Source organism: Leucobacter sp. (genome assembly GCF_053528595.1).
On sequence record NZ_JAIVPF010000068.1, the window covers coordinates 1 to 17,610 of the forward strand.

Annotated in this window: 17 protein-coding genes; 10 read left to right on the forward strand and 7 right to left on the reverse strand. The window is 72.5% G+C overall.

The features are described from left to right. The 3 genes from ACWKZU_RS14095 to ACWKZU_RS14105 all read right to left on the reverse strand — a co-directional run. The coding region (locus ACWKZU_RS14095) for a TrmH family RNA methyltransferase (RefSeq protein ID WP_449282965.1) at window positions 1–648 on the reverse strand (648 nt) is incomplete at its 3' end. A 38-nt stretch (window positions 649–686) separates the two neighbouring features. Continuing rightward, window positions 687–1,757, reverse strand: a complete 1,071-nt coding sequence (locus tag ACWKZU_RS14100; protein ID WP_449282966.1) for a methionine ABC transporter ATP-binding protein — start codon at window positions 1,755–1,757, stop codon at window positions 687–689. After that, a complete protein-coding gene (locus ACWKZU_RS14105) occupies window positions 1,744–2,640 on the reverse strand; it encodes a MetQ/NlpA family ABC transporter substrate-binding protein (protein ID WP_449282967.1) in 897 nt (298 codons plus the stop codon). Before ACWKZU_RS14105 ends, ACWKZU_RS14100 begins: the two co-directional genes overlap by 14 nt. Before the next feature lie 225 nt (window positions 2,641–2,865). Here ACWKZU_RS14105 and ACWKZU_RS14110 point away from each other — a divergent pair, with 225 nt between their 5' ends. Further along, window positions 2,866–3,540 (forward strand): methionine ABC transporter permease, encoded by a 675-nt coding sequence (locus ACWKZU_RS14110; RefSeq protein ID WP_449282968.1) that lies wholly within the window; start codon window positions 2,866–2,868, stop codon window positions 3,538–3,540. 101 nt (window positions 3,541–3,641) lie between these two features. Here the strand turns inward: ACWKZU_RS14110 and ACWKZU_RS14115 are convergent, their stop codons facing one another. Then, window positions 3,642–5,036 (reverse strand): LLM class flavin-dependent oxidoreductase, encoded by a 1,395-nt coding sequence (locus ACWKZU_RS14115; protein WP_449282969.1) that lies wholly within the window; start codon window positions 5,034–5,036, stop codon window positions 3,642–3,644. A 55-nt stretch (window positions 5,037–5,091) separates the two neighbouring features. Beyond that, complete coding sequence (locus ACWKZU_RS14120; RefSeq protein WP_449282970.1) at window positions 5,092–6,276, reverse strand: SfnB family sulfur acquisition oxidoreductase; 1,185 nt, start codon at window positions 6,274–6,276, stop codon at window positions 5,092–5,094. A 302-nt stretch (window positions 6,277–6,578) separates the two neighbouring features. On the opposite strand from ACWKZU_RS14120, the gene aspS reads away from it, so the two are divergent. The 5 genes from aspS (at window position 6,579) to ACWKZU_RS14145 (ending at window position 12,293) form a co-directional block, all read left to right on the forward strand. Then, window positions 6,579–7,922, forward strand: coding sequence for an aspartate--tRNA(Asn) ligase (gene aspS / locus ACWKZU_RS14125; protein WP_449282971.1), 1,344 nt, complete (start codon window positions 6,579–6,581; stop codon window positions 7,920–7,922). A gap of 376 nt (window positions 7,923–8,298) precedes the next feature. Further along, complete coding sequence (locus ACWKZU_RS14130) at window positions 8,299–9,009, forward strand: SipW-dependent-type signal peptide-containing protein (RefSeq protein ID WP_449282972.1); 711 nt, start codon at window positions 8,299–8,301, stop codon at window positions 9,007–9,009. Between the two features lie 73 nt (window positions 9,010–9,082). Then, window positions 9,083–9,706: a hypothetical protein gene (locus ACWKZU_RS14135; RefSeq protein ID WP_449282973.1), complete on the forward strand. Its 624-nt coding sequence runs from the start codon at window positions 9,083–9,085 to the stop codon at window positions 9,704–9,706. After that, complete coding sequence (locus ACWKZU_RS14140; RefSeq protein WP_449282974.1) at window positions 9,703–10,467, forward strand: hypothetical protein; 765 nt, start codon at window positions 9,703–9,705, stop codon at window positions 10,465–10,467. Before ACWKZU_RS14135 ends, ACWKZU_RS14140 begins: the two co-directional genes overlap by 4 nt. Next, complete coding sequence (locus tag ACWKZU_RS14145) at window positions 10,464–12,293, forward strand: choice-of-anchor G family protein (RefSeq protein WP_449282975.1); 1,830 nt, start codon at window positions 10,464–10,466, stop codon at window positions 12,291–12,293. Before ACWKZU_RS14140 ends, ACWKZU_RS14145 begins: the two co-directional genes overlap by 4 nt. Here the strand turns inward: ACWKZU_RS14145 and ACWKZU_RS14150 are convergent. Then, on the reverse strand, window positions 12,287–14,113 hold the full coding sequence (locus ACWKZU_RS14150; protein WP_449282976.1) for an FAD-dependent oxidoreductase: 1,827 nt from the start codon (window positions 14,111–14,113) through the stop codon (window positions 12,287–12,289). The genes ACWKZU_RS14145 and ACWKZU_RS14150 overlap by 7 nt on opposite strands. A 68-nt stretch (window positions 14,114–14,181) precedes the next feature. Here ACWKZU_RS14150 and ACWKZU_RS14155 point away from each other — a divergent pair, with 68 nt between their 5' ends. The 3 genes from ACWKZU_RS14155 to ACWKZU_RS14165 all read left to right on the forward strand — a co-directional run bounded on the left by ACWKZU_RS14155 (window position 14,182) and on the right by ACWKZU_RS14165 (window position 15,808). After that, window positions 14,182–14,733 carry a helix-turn-helix domain-containing protein gene (locus tag ACWKZU_RS14155; RefSeq protein ID WP_449282977.1) on the forward strand — a complete coding sequence of 184 codons (552 nt, stop codon included), beginning with the start codon at window positions 14,182–14,184 and terminating at the stop codon, window positions 14,731–14,733. Window positions 14,734–14,978: 245 nt separating this feature from the next. Then, window positions 14,979–15,341 carry an ArsR/SmtB family transcription factor gene (locus ACWKZU_RS14160; protein WP_449282978.1) on the forward strand — a complete coding sequence of 121 codons (363 nt, stop codon included), beginning with the start codon at window positions 14,979–14,981 and terminating at the stop codon, window positions 15,339–15,341. Next, window positions 15,338–15,808: an SRPBCC family protein gene (locus ACWKZU_RS14165; RefSeq protein WP_449282979.1), complete on the forward strand. Its 471-nt coding sequence runs from the start codon at window positions 15,338–15,340 to the stop codon at window positions 15,806–15,808. Before ACWKZU_RS14160 ends, ACWKZU_RS14165 begins: the two co-directional genes overlap by 4 nt. A 140-nt stretch (window positions 15,809–15,948) precedes the next feature. On the opposite strand, the gene ACWKZU_RS14170 is transcribed toward ACWKZU_RS14165, so the two are convergent. Continuing rightward, window positions 15,949–16,452 carry a VOC family protein gene (locus ACWKZU_RS14170; RefSeq protein ID WP_449282980.1) on the reverse strand — a complete coding sequence of 168 codons (504 nt, stop codon included), beginning with the start codon at window positions 16,450–16,452 and terminating at the stop codon, window positions 15,949–15,951. Window positions 16,453–16,556: 104 nt separating this feature from the next. On the opposite strand from ACWKZU_RS14170, the gene ACWKZU_RS14175 reads away from it, so the two are divergent. Further along, window positions 16,557–17,354 (forward strand): helix-turn-helix domain-containing protein, encoded by a 798-nt coding sequence (locus ACWKZU_RS14175; protein WP_449282981.1) that lies wholly within the window; start codon window positions 16,557–16,559, stop codon window positions 17,352–17,354. The last annotated feature ends 256 nt before the right edge of the window (window positions 17,355–17,610 follow it).

A 17,610-nucleotide genomic window follows, 5' to 3' on the forward strand; every position in this document is an offset into this window, starting at 1 on the left:
GCTCAGCGGCGAGTGCTGCTGCACCCAGCTGTACATCGCCACCGCGGCGGCCGCGCTCGCATTGATCGAGCGGGTCGAGCCGTACTGCGTGATCTCGACCACCGCCTCGGCCGCGGCGATCGCCTCCGGGGTGAGCCCCGGCCCCTCCTGCCCGAACAGCATCACGCAGCGCTCGGGCCAGTCGAAGGTCTCCATGGGCACGCAGCCCGGTACGTTGTCGATCGCGATGATCGGGATCCCCTCGCCCGCCGCCCAGGCCGCGAGCGCATCCACCCCCTCGCGGTGCACGACGTGCTGGTAGCGGTCGGTCACCATGGCGCCGCGCTTGTTCCAGCGGCGGCGGCCCACGATGTGCACGGTGTCGGCGGCGAACGCGTTGGCGCTGCGCACGATCGACCCGATGTTCATGTCGTGCTGCCAGTTCTCGATCGCCACGTGGAACGGGTGCCGGTGCTCGTCCAGGTCGGCGACGATGGCCTCCATGCGCCAGTACCGGTAGCGATCGACCACGTTGCGGGTGTCGCCGTGCGCGAGCAGCTCGGGATCGTAGCGGTCCTCGCTCGGCCACGCGTCGCGCCCGCCGGGCCAGGGACCCACGCCGGCCGTGGTGCGCTCGGGGTGCGGTGCGGGATCCGGGATCTTGCTCATCCGATCATTCTCGCAGTCCCGGCACCCCGGTGCGGACGTCAGGCGGGAAGCGGCTCGAGCCGGAACGGGGCGCGGTCGGCGAGCGCCGGCTCCGCGTCCGTCTCGAACACGAGATACCCCTGCGAGTGCCCCTGCACGGTGCGGATGTCGCTCTTCAGCACCCGGATGTCCGGCGCGAGCCGGGCGACGTCGCTGATCCCGATGGACGCGCCCCCGTCGAAGCGCGCGACGTAGCGGTGCCGCGCGAGCCTCGGCATGTCGGCGACGGCGGCCGCGATGTCGCCGAGCCGGTCGCGGCGGGCGGCGCGTACGAGCTCGGCGGTCACCGCGTGCGCGGGGTCGCTGAAGATCCGCCACGTCGGCCCCTGCTCGACCACCCGGCCCCCGTCGACGATCGCCACCGAATCGGCGATCTCCTCGACCACGGACATCTCGTGCGTGATGAGCACGACCGTCACCCCGCGCTCGCGGTTGATGCGCCGGATCAGTCCGAGGATGGAGCGCGTCGTCTCGGGGTCGAGCGCCGAGGTGGCCTCGTCGGAGAGCAGGATCTCGGGATCGTGCACGAGCGCGCGGGCGATGGCGACACGCTGCTTCTGCCCGCCCGACAGCGCCGCCGGATAGGCGTGCGCGTGCTCCACGAGCCCCACGAGGGCGATGAGCTCGGCGACGCGGCGGTCGATCTCGGCCTCGGGCGTCCCGGCGAGGCGCAGCGGCAGCGCGACGTTCTGCCACACCGTCTTCGAGGTCATCAGGCTGAAGTGCTGGAAGATCATGCCGGTCTTGCGGCGCTGCGCCGCGAGTTCGGCCCCCCGGGCGCCGGTCACGGGAACCCCGTCGATGAGCACCTCGCCGGAGTCCGGGGCGGCCAGCAGGTTGATGGTGCGCAGCAGGGTCGACTTCCCCGCACCGCTGCGCCCGATCACGCCGAAGATCGAGCCGCCCGGAATGTCGAGATCGACCCCGTCGAGCGCGTGGAACTCCCCCTTGCCACGGCCGCGGGCGAAGGTCTTGCGCAGCCCGCGCAGAGAGATGGAGCCGCGGGCGGGCGCGGCGGGATCCCGTCCCGCCGCGCCGCCCGCGGTCCCCGCGTTCTCAGAACGCGACATCGATGGAGCCCTCGTACTCGTCGAGGATGAACTCCCGCACCGTGTCCGAGTTGAGCGCCTCGTTCAGCGCGGCGATGCGCGGATCCTCGACGAGCTCCGGCCGGGTCACCAGGTATTCGGAGTAGGCCTCGTTGCCCTGGTCGGTGAAGATCGCGCTGAGCGGGTCGATGCCCACATCGAGCGCGTAGTTGGCGAACACGAACGCGACGTCGACCTGGTCGATCGAGCGGGCGAGCTGCGCCCCCTCGAGCTCCGTGATCTCCAGGTCGCGCGGGTTCTCGGCGATGTCGTTGATGGTGGAGCTCGCGTCGCCCGGGCTCGCGAGCGAGATCAGCCCCTCCTGCTCCAGCAGCGTCAGCGCGCGCCCGGCGTTCACCGGGTCGTTCGGGATCGCGATGCTGGAGCCGTCGGCGACCTCGTCGAGGCTGTCGAACTTCTCGGAGAACGCGCCGAAGGGCTCGATGTGCACGGGGACCGTCGGCACGAGATCGGTGCCGTTCTCGGCGTTGTAGTTGTCGAGGAACGGAAGGTACTGGTAGTAGTTGGCGTCGAGCTCGCCCGTCGCCAGCTGGGCGTTGGGCTGGATGAAGTCCTGGAACACCACGATCTCGAGGTCGATGCCCTGCTCGGCGAGGATCGGCTTCACGACCTCGAGCACCTCGGCGTGGGGAACGGGCGTGGCGCCCACGACGAGCCGCTGCGTCGCCTCGGCGCCCGCCCTGGGAATGAGGATCGCCGCGACGATCGCGGCGGCCGCGATGACCGCGACGATGACCGCGATGAGCACACCGCGCTTCTTCGAGCGGCCGCGGCGGGAGGCCGCGTCCTCGATCAGCGACTGGGCGTCGCCGCCCGGGCCGCCGGGCTCTGTGGTGCTGCTCATGGGTTCTCCTCGGGTTCGTGCGGTGCGTCGGGTGCGGTGGGCGCAGGGGGTCTGCGGTGCGCTCTGGCGGCCGCCGCGACGGCGCCGCACGGGACCGGGCGGCGCGCTGCGTGGAAGCGGTGCGCTGCATGAATGCTAGGCGGGACGGGCACCCGCGCACTGTTTCGCAGTAATGATGAGAAACATTCGCCGGGGTTATGCCCGTCGCTGGCGATGATGGTCATCATGGACCGCTATCTGCCCAACGTGCACTGGCCCGAGATCGCCGAGGCGCTCGGCGAGACCGTGGTGATGCTCGTCGTCGCGCTCGCCTGCACGGTGGTGCTCGCGCTGCCGCTCGGGATCCTGATGTACCTGAGCGGGAAGGGCCACATCCGCAGCAATCCGCTCGTGCACGGGGTGCTCTCCGCGGTGGTCAACATCATCCGCTCCGTGCCGTTCATCATCGTGATGATCGCCGTGCTGCCGCTCACCGCGCTGCTCGTGGGCACCACGCTCGGCGTCGCCGGCGCGATCCCGCCCATGGTCATCGCCGCGACCCCGTTCCTGGCGCGACTCGTCGAGATCGCGCTGCGCGAGGTCGACCACAGCCTCATCGAGTGCGGGCAGTCGATGGCGGCCAGCACCCGCCAGATCGTGCAGTACATCCTGCTGCCCGAGGCGCGACCGGCGCTGCTCGCCGGCGTCACGGTCACGGCGATCGCGCTCATCGATTACACGGCCATGTCGGGTGTGCTCGGCGGGGGCGGGCTCGGCGACCTGGCGATCCGCTACGGGTATCAGCGCTTCCAGACGGATGTCATGGTCGTCACGGTCGTCATCCAGATCATCCTGGTGCAGGCGATCCAGCTGCTCGGCGACTGGGCGGTGCACCGCTTCAGCCGGGCCCGTCGCGCGTAGAGGGCGCGGCCGCCTCCGGGTCGCGCGACCGGCGGGAGCAGCGGGGCGGAACCGCGATCTCGACTCGCGGCGCCCGCTCGGCGGGAAGGGCTGCCCTCCGCTCAGTCGGAGGGTGCGCCATCGATGCGCACCCGCGCGGCGGGGTGATCGGCCCCGGGGCGCGCGCCCGCACCGCCCAGCTTCTCGCGCAGCGTGCCCGGCTCGTACTCCCGCTTGAAGCGGCCCCGCGCCTGCAGCTCGGGCACGAGGTGCTCGACGATGCCTCGCAGCGTCTCGGGCTGCGAGACCGCGGCGAGGTTGAACCCCGACACCCCGGTCTCCTCGACGATCTCCTCGATCGTGTCGGCGACGGTGGCGGCCGAGCCCACGATCACGGGGCCGTCTCCCCCGATCCGCGCGTAGTCCGCGATCTCGCGCGGCGTCCACACCCGATCCGGGTCCGCGTCGGTGAATGCGGCGAGCGCCGACTGGATGGCGTCGCTGCGGTGCCCGGCGAGCGGGGCGTCGGGTTCGAGGCTCGCGAAGTCGATGCCGGTCCAGCCCGACATGAGCGCGAGCGCCCCCTCGGGCGAGGCCACCTCGAGGTACTCCTCGAAGAGCCGCTGCGCGTGGGCGTCGGTGTCCGACACGACGACGGTGAGCTGATTGAGCACGGGCGGCGTCTGCGTGCGCCCCGCCTCGGCCGCCGCCTCGCGCACCGCCCGCACCTGCTTCGCGAGCACGGTGCGGGTCGGCGCGGCGACGAAGACGTGCTCCGCGTGCCGCGCGGCGAATCGCACGCCCCGGGGCGAGGCCCCCGCCTGGTAGATCACCGGGGTGCGCTGGGGCGACGGCTCGGAGAGGTGGAAGCCGGGCACGGTGAAGAACTCGCCCCGGTGCCCGATGGCGTGCACCCGCTCGGGATCCGCGAAGACGCCCGTCGCGGCGTCGGCGACGATGGCATCGTCGTCCCAGCTGCGCTGCCACAGCTTGTAGCAGACCTCCAGGTACTCCTCGGCGATGTCGTAGCGGCGATCGTGCGACACCTGGCCCTCGAGGCCCAGATTGCGCGCGCCGGAGCCCAGGTACGAGGTGACGACGTTCCAGCCGACCCGGCCACCGGTGAGGTGATCGAGCGTCGACATGCGCCGCGCGAATGGGAAGGGGTGCTCGAACGAGGTCGAGGCCGTGACGCCGAAGCCGATGTGCTCGGTCACCGAGGCGAGCGCCGGCACCAGCTGCAGCGGGTCGTTGACGGGCACCTGCACGCCGCCGGCGAGTGCCGCCTCCGGTCCGCCGCCGTAGACGTCGTAGGTGCCGAGCACGTCGGCGAAGAAGATCGCATCGAGCAGGCCCGCCTCGGCGGTGCGCGCGATGTCGAGCCAGTAGGGCAGTTCGGTGTAGCGCCGGCTCTGGTCGGCCGGGTGCCGCCACAGGCCGGGCGACAGGTGGCCCACCGTGTTCATCGTGAACAGGTTGAGGTGGATGCGCTGCGCGGGGCTCGGCTCGGTGCTCATGCTGCTCGGTTCCGCCTTCGAGGATCGGGGTCGCGGGGTAGGGGGCCGCCCGGCGTCACAGCCAGGAGTGGCGGGCGGGCAGCGTGCCGTTGAGCACGTAGTCGCCGATGGCGTGGTTCTTCCAGCGCACGGGATCGTGCAGGGTGTGCACGCGCGCGTTGCGCCAGAAGCGGTCGAGGCGCTTCTCCCCCAGCGTCGAGCGGGTGCCGCCGAGCTCGAGCAGGCGGCTCGACGCCTCGAGGGAGACCTCGGTGGTGAGCACCTTCGCGCGGGCCACGGCGATGGAGGCCGCCGCGACGTTCTGCTCGTCGGGGGCGGGCTTGGCGGCGTCGATCGTGCGGGCCGCCTCGCGGGTCAGCGCCTCGGCCGCGCGGATATCGATGTCGAGGCGGCCGATGATGTTCAGGGAGAGCGGATCCTTCGTCGCGGACTCGACGCCGGCGTCGATCCACGGCCGCGCCGCCCGCGTGGCCGCGAGGGTCTCGCGGAACGCCCCGCGGGCGATCCCGAGGTCGATCGCGGCGGTGGTGATCTGCGCGAGCGGGCCCGCCAGCGTGGGGTTGTCGTACTCCTGGTACATGGGGAACACCCGGCTCGCGGGCAGGCGCAGGTCCTCCAGCACGACGGATCCGCTCGCGGTCGCGCGCTGACCGAAACTCGACCAGTCGTTGACGACGGTGAGGCCCGGCGCGTCCTTCTCGGCGAACACCAGCAGCTCGAGCCCATCCTCGTCCACGGCGAGCACGGGGATCCAGTCGGCGTAGATCGACCCGGTGGAGTAGAACTTGCGCCCGTTGACGACGACCTCGTCGCCCTCGCGCACGAGCCTCGTCTGCAGATCGCCCACGTTCTTGCCGCCGAGTTCGCTGAAGGCATTGGCGAAGCGCCTGCCGCCCAGCACGAGGCCGAAGAAGAACTCGTGCTGCTCGGGGGTGCCGCTGAGCCTGATGTCCTCGACGAGGCAGAAGTGGTTCTGCGGGATCTGCGCGAGCGAGCTGTCGGCCTCGGCCACGATGGCGATCACCTCGGCCACCGTCTCGAGCGAGACGTCGGCGCCGCCGTGGCTCTTCGGCACGGTGATGGCCCACAGACCGCGCTGCGAGAACTCCTCGACGATGTCCTGCGGGATCACCCGGTCGGCGTCGATCGAGGCGGCGCGCTCGAGCACCGAGTCCCGGAACTCGGCGGCCTGGGCGAGCGCCTCCTCGTCGGAACGGATCACGTGGGCGGGTGACGACATGCCGGTCTCTCTTTCGCGGGGCCTGGCGGCTCGATCTCGGATCCCCGGGGCGGCGGATCACGCTGCCTCAGTCTAGGTTTCCGCGATTCGAGCGCCCGAGCCCGCCAGGCTTTATTACACAATGTGTCCCGTCTGATGGTTGAGGTTCCGGCGGCCCGTCCGTTCCTCACCGTGCTCGACCGACGCGCGTCAGTAGATGTCACCTCCCTCGAGGTTTGATGACAACTACTGACGCGCGGATTCCGGGGCGAGGGGCTGACGCACCGGAAGGGACCGCACGGCGGCACGGGTAGACTGTCCGGGTGACTGAGCGTGTATTGATCAAGGATCTGGCCGCCCGCGAAGACGGCCCCGTGCGTGTTTCCGGCTGGGTCGAGAAGGTGCGCGACCAGCGCTACGTGCAGTTCGTCGTGCTGCGCGACGAGTCGGGCGCGGTGCAGCTCGTCAACGGCGGCGTGCTGCGCGAGCCGGATCCCGAGAACCCGCGCTCCGATATCCTCGTGCCGCGCACCACCACGATCAGCGAGCTCACCCAGGGCACGTTCATCACGGTCACGGGCGAACTGCAGCACAACGAGCGCGTGAAGCTCGGCGGCGTGGAGATCCAGATCGAGACGATCGAGGTCGTCACCAGGGCACTGCCCGACAACCCGATCGCGGCCGACAGCGGCATCGACGTGCGCCTCGACTGGCGCTTCCTCGATCTGCGCCGCCCCGAGCAGAACCTCGTCTTCCGCGTGCAGACGACCTTCCTGCACGCGCTGCGCGAGGTCTGGGTGGAGCGCGGCTTCATCGAGATCCAGACCCCGAAGCTGATGGCCTCCGCCTCCGAGTCGCGTGCCGAGCTCTTCGAGGTGGAGTACTTCGAGGGCAAGGCGTTCCTCGCGCAGAGCCCGCAGTTCTTCAAGCAGATGGCGCAGGCGGCCGGTTTCGGCGGCATCTTCGAGGTGGGTCCGGCGTTCCGCGCCGATCCCTCGTTCACCTCGCGCCACGCGACCGAGTTCACCTCGATCGACACCGAGATCAGCTGGATCGACTCCCACGAGGACGTCATGGAGCTGCACGAGGAGCTCATCGTCGCCGGCCTCACCGCGGTCCAGGAGAAGCACGGCGAGGAGATCCGGAAGCTCTTCGGTGTCGAGCTCGAGGTGCCCGCGCGCCCGTTCCCGCGCATCCCGCTCGCCGAGGCGAAGGAGATCGTGAAGGCCGAGGGCTACGAGGTGCCCCGCGCCGACGCCGACATGGACCCCGAGGGCGAGCGCCGCATCGCCGCCCACGTCCAGCAGAAGTACGGCAGCGACTTCGTCTTCCTGACCGACTACGACGCCTCGATCCGCCCGTTCTACCACATGCGCGATGCCGAGAACCCGCAGCTCACCCGGAGCTACGACCTCATCTACCGCGGCACCGAGATCTCCACCGGCGCCCAGCGCGAGCACCGCATCGAGGTGCTCGAGGCCCAGGCCGTCGAGAAGGGCATGGACCCGGCCGAGCTGTCGTTCTACCTCGACTTCTTCCGCTACGGCGTCCCCCCGCACGGCGGCTTCGGCATGGGCCTGAACCGCGTGCTGATGCTGATGCTGCAGCAGTCGTCGATCCGCGAGGTCACCTACCTCTTCCGCGGACCGAACCGCCTGCTGCCGTAGACCAGGCCGGTTCCGGATCGCGACGGCGCCCCTCCGCTTCGGCGGGCGGGCGCCGTCGGCGCGGGCGCCGTCGGCGCGTGCGCCTCCCCGGCGGGCGAGCGAACGGGCGGGCGACCGGGCGGCAGCTCGCGCGGGCGGGCGATGGGTCCGGACGGGAGGACCGGCACACGCGACGGAGATCGATACCGGACTGTGTCCAATCGGAACCTCCCACCGACCTCTGAAGACTGATACGCTCCATCTCACCGGGGAACATTGGGAAGCGCATAGCGCTCCCCGATCCGGCGCGTACGGGGAACATGCGCGCGGGATGGTCGACGCCGACCGCCAGGACTCTCGTTACGCGATTTGTGGGACAACAACGGGGAGGTCTGTCGTGGCACACCATCAATCGTCATCTCGTCAAACGTCATCTCGCAGGGGCCGCAAGATCGCGGCCATCGCAGCCGGCGCCCTCGCCGTCGGCCTCGGTGCCACCTACACGCTCGCGTCGTGGACCGACTCCGAGTGGGTGTGGGGCGGAGCCGCGGGCGACGAGCCCGGCATCGGCACGAGCACCTTCGACGTCGAGCAGTTCACGGAGGGCGGCTGGCACGACGACGAGTCCAATCCGGGCGGCGCCCTCGACTTCACCACGGCGGCGCTCGCGCTCGCCCCGGACGACACGGTCTACGCGCCGGTGTCGCTGCGCACGAAGACCGGCTCGATCGGCGGCGAGGTGACCCTGACCGGAGCGGTCGCGGCAACGGGTGCGGCCGCCTCGGACCCGGACGACGAGCTCTGGAACGCGGTCGAGCTCACGGTGCACACCTCCGACGACGCCACGGCTCCCGACTGTACGGCGGCGGATTTCGACGCCGGCGACTGGAGCGCGGTCACCGGGCTCAGCGGCGCATCGCTGGGCGCGTCCGCCACAGCCGCCCAGGCACTGGGCGCGGCGACTTCCTCCGCACCCGGCGATCCACAGCACTACTGCTTCGTGATCCACCTGCCGGCGGACGCGCAGACCGTCGCCGAGGGCGACGGCGTCGACCTCATGGGCCGCTCGATCGCCCCGGCGTGGCGATTCGCGGCGGAGTCCGACTAGCAGGCCGGGAGTGGAAGCCGAGCCGCCGGTCGATCGTTCGACCGGCGCGTTCGCCGTACCCTGAGAGGCGCGCATGATCCGCAAGATCCTCGGCACCGCCGCCACGGTCGTGGTCGTGGCGGCGGCGCTCGGACTCGCCTGCTGGTTCGTCAGCTCCGCGGCGACCGGCGCGACCCTCGTCACCTTCCGCACCGGCTCGATGAGCCCGGCGATGCCGCAGGGAGCCGTGGCCGTCACGCTGCCGACGCCCGCCGACGCGCTTCGGATCGGGGACGTGGTGACCGTGCAGCGGGCTGGGGAGCCGATGCCGGTGACCCACCGGGTGATCGAGATCCGGGAGGTGACGCCGCCGGGGGAGCATGCCCCGGACCTGCGCGCCGCCGCGCCGGGAGGCGAGGCCCCCGATCCGCGCGACCCGGACGCCCGGGAGATCGTGATGCAGGGCGACGACAACGACACCCCCGACCATCTGCCCTACGTCGTCACCGAGGTGCGCCGAGCCGTGTTCGCCGTGCCCCACGCCGGCACCGCGCTCATGCTGCTGCAGACGCCGATCGGCGCCGGGACGCTGGTACTCGGGGTCGGTGCGCTCGTCACCTGGGCGTTCTGGCCCCGTCGGGACGACGAGGATCCCGGACCGCAGCGCGAGCGCGATCCGGAACGCGCCCCGCGCCACGCGTCCGAGGTATCGCGATGACCGCGGCGGCGCGCCGGTCCCGGGCGATCGCGCTGCTGCTCGCGGGCGTGTTCGCGGCGGTCGCGCTGCTCGGGGTCGCGCTCTCGGCGGCCCGCGCCGCGGCCGTGTTCCAGGAGATCACGGAGAGCGGGCGCCCGGGGTATCTGCGGCTCGCGGCGCACACGACGACCCCGCTCCAGGCGACGCTCGGACCCGGGGAGTCGATGCGCTGGCTCCTCCGGGCGTCGCTGCTCGACGCGGAGCTCGGTACGCTCGCGATCGAGCTCGACGCCTCGGGCGAGCTGCTCGGCGCCTCAGCCATGACCGCGCAGGTCGTGGCCTGCACCGGAGCGTTCCGGACCGGCGCGCACGCGGGCGCCGATCTCTCGCGAGTCCCCTGCTCCGGCGAGCGCGCGGTCGTGCTGCCCGCGACCCCGCTGTCGCAGCTCGCGCAGCGCGACGACCGCTTCGAGCTCGCCGAGCTGCGTCGGGGCGAACCGCGGCAGCTGCTCGTGCAGCTGTCGGTCCCGGCGGAGGCCGACGCGGAGGCGGTGGCCGGGCGCGTCGCGCGCGTCGGTCTCGGCGTGCATGCCTCCGGCGAGGGCGGCGTGCGCCCCGTCACGCCGGTGGAGGGTCACGGCCCGCGCCTGCCGGTCACCGGCGCCGATGCCGTCGCGCTCGGCGTACTGGCCGTCGGACTCGGCGGTCTCGGTGCGAGTCTGACCCTCCGGGGCCGGGCGGGCCGGGCGGGCCGGACGGATCTGCCGCGGGAGGCCTCATGAGCCTCGTCGAGCGGATGCGGGACCGCGCGCGACGGCCGCGGCGCGGGGCTGCTGCGCGCGGATCTCCGGGGGCCGGGGCGTCGATGCGGCGCGGGATCGGCGTCGCCGCAGCAGCGGTGCTGGTCTCGACCGCGCTCGTCGCGCAGAGCGGGGTGACCAGCGACGCCGCGTGGAACGACGCCGAGTGGGCGCACGGTCCCGCCGTCGGCACCGCCGACTGCGCGGCGCCCGAGAGCGTCTTCGCGAATCGCGGGGAGGGGCGGGCGCTGAGCGGTGCGATCCTGGGCCTCGATCTCGACGCGCTCGTCGAAGCGGGAGGGGTCGAGGTCACGAACAACGGCCTCCGCTCGCGCGAGGGTTCGGGTGCGGCGACACCGCTGGGCGACGACGCCTACGCCAACCCGCTCAACGTCGTCGCGCTCTCGGCCGTCGACGCGGACCTCGGCCAGGGCCTGCTGCAGCTGCCGCTCGACAACAGCACCGGCGTGCTCGGCCAGTACGGACGGGCCGCGAACGGGGGCGCGGGGGCGGGTGCCTCCGGCTACGTGACCGACACCGGCGGGATCGCGACGGCGCCGGGCGACGCCTACCCCGAGCTGGCGACGCTCGGCCTCTCCCAGCTCCTCGCCGCGGTCAACCCGCCGGTCGCCGGGCTGCTCTCGAACGTCTCCGACGTGTCCCTCGGGATCGGAGCCGTGGCTGGGCGGGCGACGCTCGACGGCTGCGCTGCGGCCTGGAGCTCGTCGCTCGCCGAGGCGCTGACCCGCGAGTACCTCGCGGCCTCGGCCGACGTGCGCGTCTCCTCCCCCACCGTGGGCGCCCTGGTCACCGGGGTGAACGGGATCGCGTCGTCGATCAGCACCTCCGCGAGCGCGCTCACCGGCACGAGCTCTCCCCTGGCGCCGCTCGTCAGGACGGCGATCTCGAGCATCCTGAACCCCCTGCTCGGCGCGCTGTCGGCGGGATCGGTGGGGCTGTCCGAGCTCACGGTCACCGTACCGAACCCGTCCCCGCTCCTCGCGCTCACCCAGGGCACCATCGGCGACTCGGGCGGCATCGCCACCATCGACCTCGCGAACGGGACGATCACCGTCGACACCGCGAGACTCGTGCAGGCCGCCTACGCCGCCACCGACGGGGTCACCCTCAACGGGCTCGCGCCCAACACGGACCTGCTCGGCGATCCGCGCGTCGTCACGGCGCTCACGAACGCGCTCGACAGCGCCCTCGGCGAATGGATCGCAGCAGTCACGAGCGCCGTCGAGGCCACGATCTCGGGAATCACCGTCAAGGCGAAGGCCTCGGTGCGGCTGAGCCTGATCGTTCCCCTCGCCGATATCTCGATCGACATCGACGGCGACCTGGACGCGCTGGCGGCGGGGAGCGCCGTCCAGGCGACCGCGACGGTGCTCGGCAGCATCAACCTCTCGCTGCTGAACTCGATCCTCACGGCGCTGAACACCGGCCTCGGCCCGAAGGTCGCGACGGCGGCCAGGGGGCTGCTCCCCGCCGTGCCCGCGCTCGTGGCCGCCCTGGACGCTCCGGTCGCCTCGCTCGTGGGCGCCGTGTCGAACGTCTACACCGCGCTGTTCATCAGCCGGGTCGTCTCGCTCACGGTCAACGCGCAGAACGACCCGCTCGCGGGGGCCCCCGAACCGCCCGACTGGACGGATCTGACCGAGGGCCGCTACGACGTGGCCGCCCTGCGCATCGGGGTGCTGGGCGCGCTGCCCGAGAACGGCGTCCGCCTCTACCTGGGCCGCGGCTCGGTGGGCCCGGTGTGCTCCGCGGCCGGGCTCGCCGCCGGCGGCTGCGCCGGCTACTGAGCCGGCGCGCCGATCCGCTGCGCCACCACGACGGTGTCGTCGAGCGTGCTCGCGGCGCCGTCGGGTCCGGTCGCCTCGCGGGTGCGCACCTCAGCGGTCACGCTCCACCGCTCGGGATCGAGGCCGAGCAGCGCGAGCTCGCTCTCCGGGCTCGGGAACGGCCCTCGGTGCCCCTCCGCCCACGGCGGCGGGGCCGCGTGGGAGATCACCACGAGCCGCCCTCCCGGCGCCACCCGATCGGCGGCGGCGCGCAGGATCCGCTCGCGCGGCAGCTCCACGGGCGACTGCAGGAAACTCGCGGTCACGAGGTCGAAGGGGCCGGCCGCCCCGGCCGCGCTGTGCGGGTCTTCGATCCACCGCCCCAGATCGGCGGCGACGAACCGCGCGCCGCCCCCGCCCCGCCCCGCGGCCGCCTCCCGGGCCCGGGCGATCGCGGTCTCGGAGAGGTCGATGCCGGTCGCGCGCCATCCGCGCTCGGCGAGCCAGAGCACGTCGCCGCCCTCGCCGCAGCCGAGATCCAGCGCACTGCCGGGCTCCCAGTCCGCGACCGTCTCGGCGAGCGTGCGGTTCACCCGCCCCGACCAGACGGGCCCGGCCCCGGCGTAGCGGCGCTCCCAGAACGCCGTGGGCTCCTCGTCGGCATCGACCGCCGCGTGCGCGTGGGCACCGTGCTCGTGGGGACCGTGCTCCTCCGCACCGCGAGCGCGGACCCCCTGCTCATCCACGGAGGGCTCGTCGGCGCCGCGCGCCGACCCGGCTGCCGGTCCGGCTCCCGGCCCGCTCTCGAACGCATCGGCGGCGAGCGCGAAGTCCTCCTCGACCAGGGCGAAGTTCACGGCGGCTCCCGCGAAGGCGCCCGCGCCCATCACCGACGGCACCGAGGCGGCGGGGTTCACGACGTTGCCGGCCGCCCACACGCGCGGGTGGCTGGTGCGCCCCATCCCGTCGACCGCGAGAAAGCTCCCCGCCGGGGTCTCCGCGCGGTCCAGGCCGAGTCCGGCGAGGAACCCGTCGTGGGGCACCATCTCGCTCGCCGTGAACACCGCGTCGACGGTGAACTCGCGGCCCTCCTCCGTGCGCACCGCGGTGACGCGGGATCCGTCGCCCACGATCTCGGCGACCGGACCCGGCTCGATCACCACGCCCCGCGCCTCGAGCGCCCGCTCGGTCTCGGCGTCGAGACCGCCGAGCCCCGCGCTGAACACCACGAGGTCATCGCTCCACTGCCGCAGCAGCTTCGCCTGATGCGCGCCGAGCGGCGAGGTCGTCAGGACGGCGAGCCGCTGCCCGCGCACCTCCCAGCCGTGGCAGTACGGGCAGTGCAGCACCCCGCTGCCCCAGTGCTCGGCGAGGCCCGGGATCGGGGGCAGCGCGTCGCGCAGACCCGTGGCGACCACGAGCGCGCGGGCCTCGAGCGTCTCGCCGCCCTCGAGCTCGACGAGCACGGTGCGCGGCGATCCGGAGCCGCCCATCGCCTCGGCTGCGCCGCCCGATCCCGCACCGCCTGCTGCGCCCGCCGCCGGCGCCGCATCGGGGGCGGCCCCGTCGCGCACGGCGCGCACGGATCCCTCGCGAAGCTCGACGCCGTAGGCCGCGGCCTCCTCGCGGCCGCGGGCGGTCAGCTCGGCGGGCGGGGTGCCGTCGTGACCGAGCACGTTGTGCATGTGCGCGGCGAAGCGGTTGCGGGGCTGCCCGGCGTCGATCACGAGGGTGCGGCGCAGCGAGCGGCCGAGGGCCTGCGCCGCGCTCAGTCCGGCGGCGCTTCCGCCGATCACGATCGCGTCCCAGGGGGCGGAGGGGTGGTGGTGCGTGTGGGTCATGCTCCCATGCTCGGGGTGATGTGCGATACTCGCAATCAGATTTGCCGAAACAGCAAGGAGAGTGCGTCATGGATGAACTGCGGCAGCTGGGTCCGCGCCTGCGGGCCGCGCGCCAGGAGCGCGGGTGGACCCTCGACGAGCTCGCGGGGCTCGCCGGGATGTCGGTCAGCACGCTCTCGCGCCTCGAGTCGGGCAAGCGGCAGGCGAGCCTCGAGCTGCTGCTGCCCCTGACCCGCCGGCTCGGGATCCGCGTGGACGACCTGCTCGAACCGCGCGACCGCGACCCCCGCGTGCGCCGCCGCGCGATCCAGCGCGACGGCATGACGATCGCCCCGCTCACCCGTGAGGAGTCGGAGGTGCGCGCCTTCAAGATCACCTACCACCCCGGCGCCCCGGAGCTGGAGCTGCAGGTGCACGAGGGGCACGAGTGGCTCTACGTGCTCTCGGGACGACTGGAGCTCGCGCTCGGAGAGCAGGAGCTCGTGCTCTCCCGCGGCGAGGCCGCCGAGTTCGACACCACCACGCCGCACCGCATGCGCGCCGCGGGCACCCGGCCCGCCGAGGTGGTGAGCATCTTCAATACGGTCGGCGAGCGGCTGCACCTGCACAGCCCGGAGTAGGAGCCCCGCCGTTTCGGCTTCGAACGGCGCGATCCGCTCGCGCATGCGATCGCGACCCGACCGGCCCCCACGCGCGCACGCGGGTGCGGCCCGGCCGGATCCGGCTCCCGTCATCCTGCACGCGGTGAGCGGAGTCACCGGATCCTCCGAACAGCCCCCGATCTCGTCGGGGTCGACCGTCGGCATTGACATCCGGGCACGATTCATCTTTAATAAAGAAAACCCTTAATTAAGGAGATCACGAAATGGCTGCTCCGGATCGCCTGAGCCTCGTATTCACGGCTCTCGCCGATCCGACGCGTCGCGAGATCCTCTCGCGGCTCGCCCGGGGTTCCGCCACCGTCGGCGAGGTGGCGGAACCCTTCGCGATGAGCGCCCCCGCGATCTCCCAGCATCTGAAGGTGCTCGAACGGGCCGGGCTGATCGCGCGCACCGCTCGCGCGCAGTGGCGCACGCTCACACTGCAGGCCGACCCGCTCGACGAGGCCGCGACCTGGGTGGAGCAGCAGCGTCGCGAGTGGAATCTGCGTCTCGACGCGCTCGAAGCGCACCTCGAGACGATGAAGACCGCATCGAAGATCCACGATTCCCAGGAGGCAGGATCATGAGTGAAACGCGCACGCCGTCCGATACGAGGCCGGAGTTCTCGATCTCCCGCGTCTTCGACGCCCCCCGCGAGCTCGTGTGGCGGGCCTGGACGGAGGAGACCGAGCTCGCCGCCTGGCTGCACCCGTTCGGCGTCTCCACCGACAGCGTGTCGTTCGACGTGCGCGTCGGCGGACGCTACACGTACACGATGACCAACGACGAGACCGGCGAGCGGTTCCCGACCGGCGGGGTCTTCCTCGAGGTCGAACCGTTCGACCGCCTGGTCTTCACCTGGGGCGAGCCCGGCGCCCCCGTCGACACGGCGCCGGTGATCACCCTCACGCTCGTCCCGCAGGGCGACCGCACGGAACTCGTGTTCCACTTGCGCGGCTTCGAGGGCAAGCCGGGCGACGGCTTCGTCTACGACGGGTGGGATGAGGCGCTCCAGAACTTCGGTCGGCACCTGGCCGGCGACTCGCTCGGGTGACTCCGGCTCGAGGGCGCTGAACGCTCCCGGGCCCCCTCGGCGCTCCCCTCCCGCCCCGCGCAATGGGGGGCGATCCGGGGCGATCGGACGGAACGACCCCGGATCGCGACCCCTTGCGCGGGGGTCGAGACCTGCGAAGGTCAGGACTCGAACGACGCCGCCCACTCCCGCACGCGGGCGGCGCTCTCCTCCTCGGAGAGGTCCTCGACCCGGGTCATCACCGACCACCGCACGCCGAACGGATCGCGGATGCTGGCGAAGCGGTCGCCCGAGACGAAGTCGGAGGGCGCCTCGCGCACCGTCGCGCCCGCGGCCACCGCGCGCTCGACCACCGCGTCGACGTCGGGCACGTAGAGTCCCATGGAGTAGCAGTCGTCCTCGCCCCCGGGCGGGGCGATCAGGTGGTAGTCGGGCATCGGCTCGCCGAGCTGCAGATGTCCCGCACCGAAGTCGAGCTCGGCGTGCACCACGGCGCCGCCCATCTCGGTCACGTCGACCACGCGCGCGCCGAACACGTCGCGGTAGAAGTCGATGGCCTCGCGGGCGCCCGGGATCGCGAGGAACGGGGTGAGGCTGGTGGATCCGTGCGGCATGCCGTCGGTCGTGTGCGCGCCGTTCGCGGCGCGGGTCTCGTGAGCGTTCATGCCTTCAGCGTAGGATCGGGCCGGAGCGGCCGCTTGTAGATGTGCGACACGATCGACGCGCGACGATGCGGGCGGCTCCCCGCGGTGCCTGGGAGGGAGGCGGCATGGACGAGGATCGGCGGGGCATCCTGTATCCGCAGCGGCTCCCGGAGTTCCACCGCGTCGCTCCCCCGCCGCGGCTCGTCCACGCGGTGCGCTGGTTCTGGATCCCGGAGTGGTCCCTGCCCGAGGGCGTGAAGTCGCGCCAGGAGCTGCTGCCCTTCCCGGCCTGCAACCTCGTCGTCGAGCCCGAGGGCGTCTCGGCCGTCGGGCCCACCACCCGGGCTTCCGAGCGCGTGCTCATGGGTACGGGCTGGGCGGTCGGTGCGCGGCTGCGACCCGCTGCCGTGCCCGCGCTGGTGCCGGATCCGGCCGGCTGCCGCGACGGCGCGCGCCCGGTGCGGGATCCCGAGCTGCTCGCCGAGGCGACGGCGGCGATGACCGACCCGGCGGCTGCGGGCCCGGCGCGCCGGGAGCGCGCGGTGGAGGCGTTCTCACGCCGGCTGCTCGAACGCGTCCCGGAGCCCGGAGCCGACGGCGCCCTCGCGAACGAGCTCGCCGAGGCGCTCGCCGACCCCGCGGTCACCCGCGTCGACCAGCTGCCCGCGAGGCTCCACACCTCGGCGCGCACCCTGCAGCGGCTCGCCGAGCGCTTCTTCGGCCTCTCGCTGCACTCGATGATCCGCAGGCGCAGGCTGCAGGAGGGAGCGCAGCGCCTGCGCGAGGACCCGGAGCTCGGAATCGCCGCGCTCGCGAGCGAGCTCGGCTACGCCGATCACGCCCACTTCACCACGGACTTCAAGGCGCTGCTCGGCGTCACGCCGAGCGAGTACCGCGCACGGGCGGTGGGGCGCCGGCGCTGACCCGAATCCCGACCTCCAACCCGGACTCGGACCCGAACCCGAACCCATTGTGCGAGCATGATGCGTTCAGCGTGGATACTTCATGCGGTCTCGAACGATCGGCTCGGTTTCGGCGGAAAGGAGTGGGCGGGAACGGGCTCGGGAAGGAACGGGCGTGGGAAGGAGCGGAGAGAGCGGGCTGCGCGAGCACGAGCATGCGCGCTCAGACGAGCGGGTGGTCGGACGCGCAAACGGGCGAACGGGCGAACGGGCGAAC

Bases quoted from the DNA above. Each gene is read 5' to 3' on its own strand.
- ACWKZU_RS14100 (WP_449282966.1), bottom strand. From the start codon at position 1,757: ATGTCGCGTTCTGAGAACGCGGGGACCGCGGGCGGCGCGGCGGGACGG.
- ACWKZU_RS14105 (WP_449282967.1), bottom strand. From the start codon at position 2,640: ATGAGCAGCACCACAGAGCCCGGCGGCCCGGGCGGCGACGCCCAGTCG.
- ACWKZU_RS14110 (WP_449282968.1), top strand. From the start codon at position 2,866: ATGGACCGCTATCTGCCCAACGTGCACTGGCCCGAGATCGCCGAGGCG.
- ACWKZU_RS14115 (WP_449282969.1), bottom strand. From the start codon at position 5,036: ATGAGCACCGAGCCGAGCCCCGCGCAGCGCATCCACCTCAACCTGTTC.
- ACWKZU_RS14120 (WP_449282970.1), bottom strand. From the start codon at position 6,276: ATGTCGTCACCCGCCCACGTGATCCGTTCCGACGAGGAGGCGCTCGCC.
- ACWKZU_RS14135 (WP_449282973.1), top strand. From the start codon at position 9,083: ATGATCCGCAAGATCCTCGGCACCGCCGCCACGGTCGTGGTCGTGGCG.
- ACWKZU_RS14140 (WP_449282974.1), top strand. From the start codon at position 9,703: ATGACCGCGGCGGCGCGCCGGTCCCGGGCGATCGCGCTGCTGCTCGCG.
- ACWKZU_RS14145 (WP_449282975.1), top strand. From the start codon at position 10,464: ATGAGCCTCGTCGAGCGGATGCGGGACCGCGCGCGACGGCCGCGGCGC.
- ACWKZU_RS14150 (WP_449282976.1), bottom strand. From the start codon at position 14,113: ATGACCCACACGCACCACCACCCCTCCGCCCCCTGGGACGCGATCGTG.
- ACWKZU_RS14155 (WP_449282977.1), top strand. From the start codon at position 14,182: ATGGATGAACTGCGGCAGCTGGGTCCGCGCCTGCGGGCCGCGCGCCAG.
- ACWKZU_RS14160 (WP_449282978.1), top strand. From the start codon at position 14,979: ATGGCTGCTCCGGATCGCCTGAGCCTCGTATTCACGGCTCTCGCCGAT.
- ACWKZU_RS14165 (WP_449282979.1), top strand. From the start codon at position 15,338: ATGAGTGAAACGCGCACGCCGTCCGATACGAGGCCGGAGTTCTCGATC.
- ACWKZU_RS14170 (WP_449282980.1), bottom strand. From the start codon at position 16,452: ATGAACGCTCACGAGACCCGCGCCGCGAACGGCGCGCACACGACCGAC.
- ACWKZU_RS14175 (WP_449282981.1), top strand. From the start codon at position 16,557: ATGGACGAGGATCGGCGGGGCATCCTGTATCCGCAGCGGCTCCCGGAG.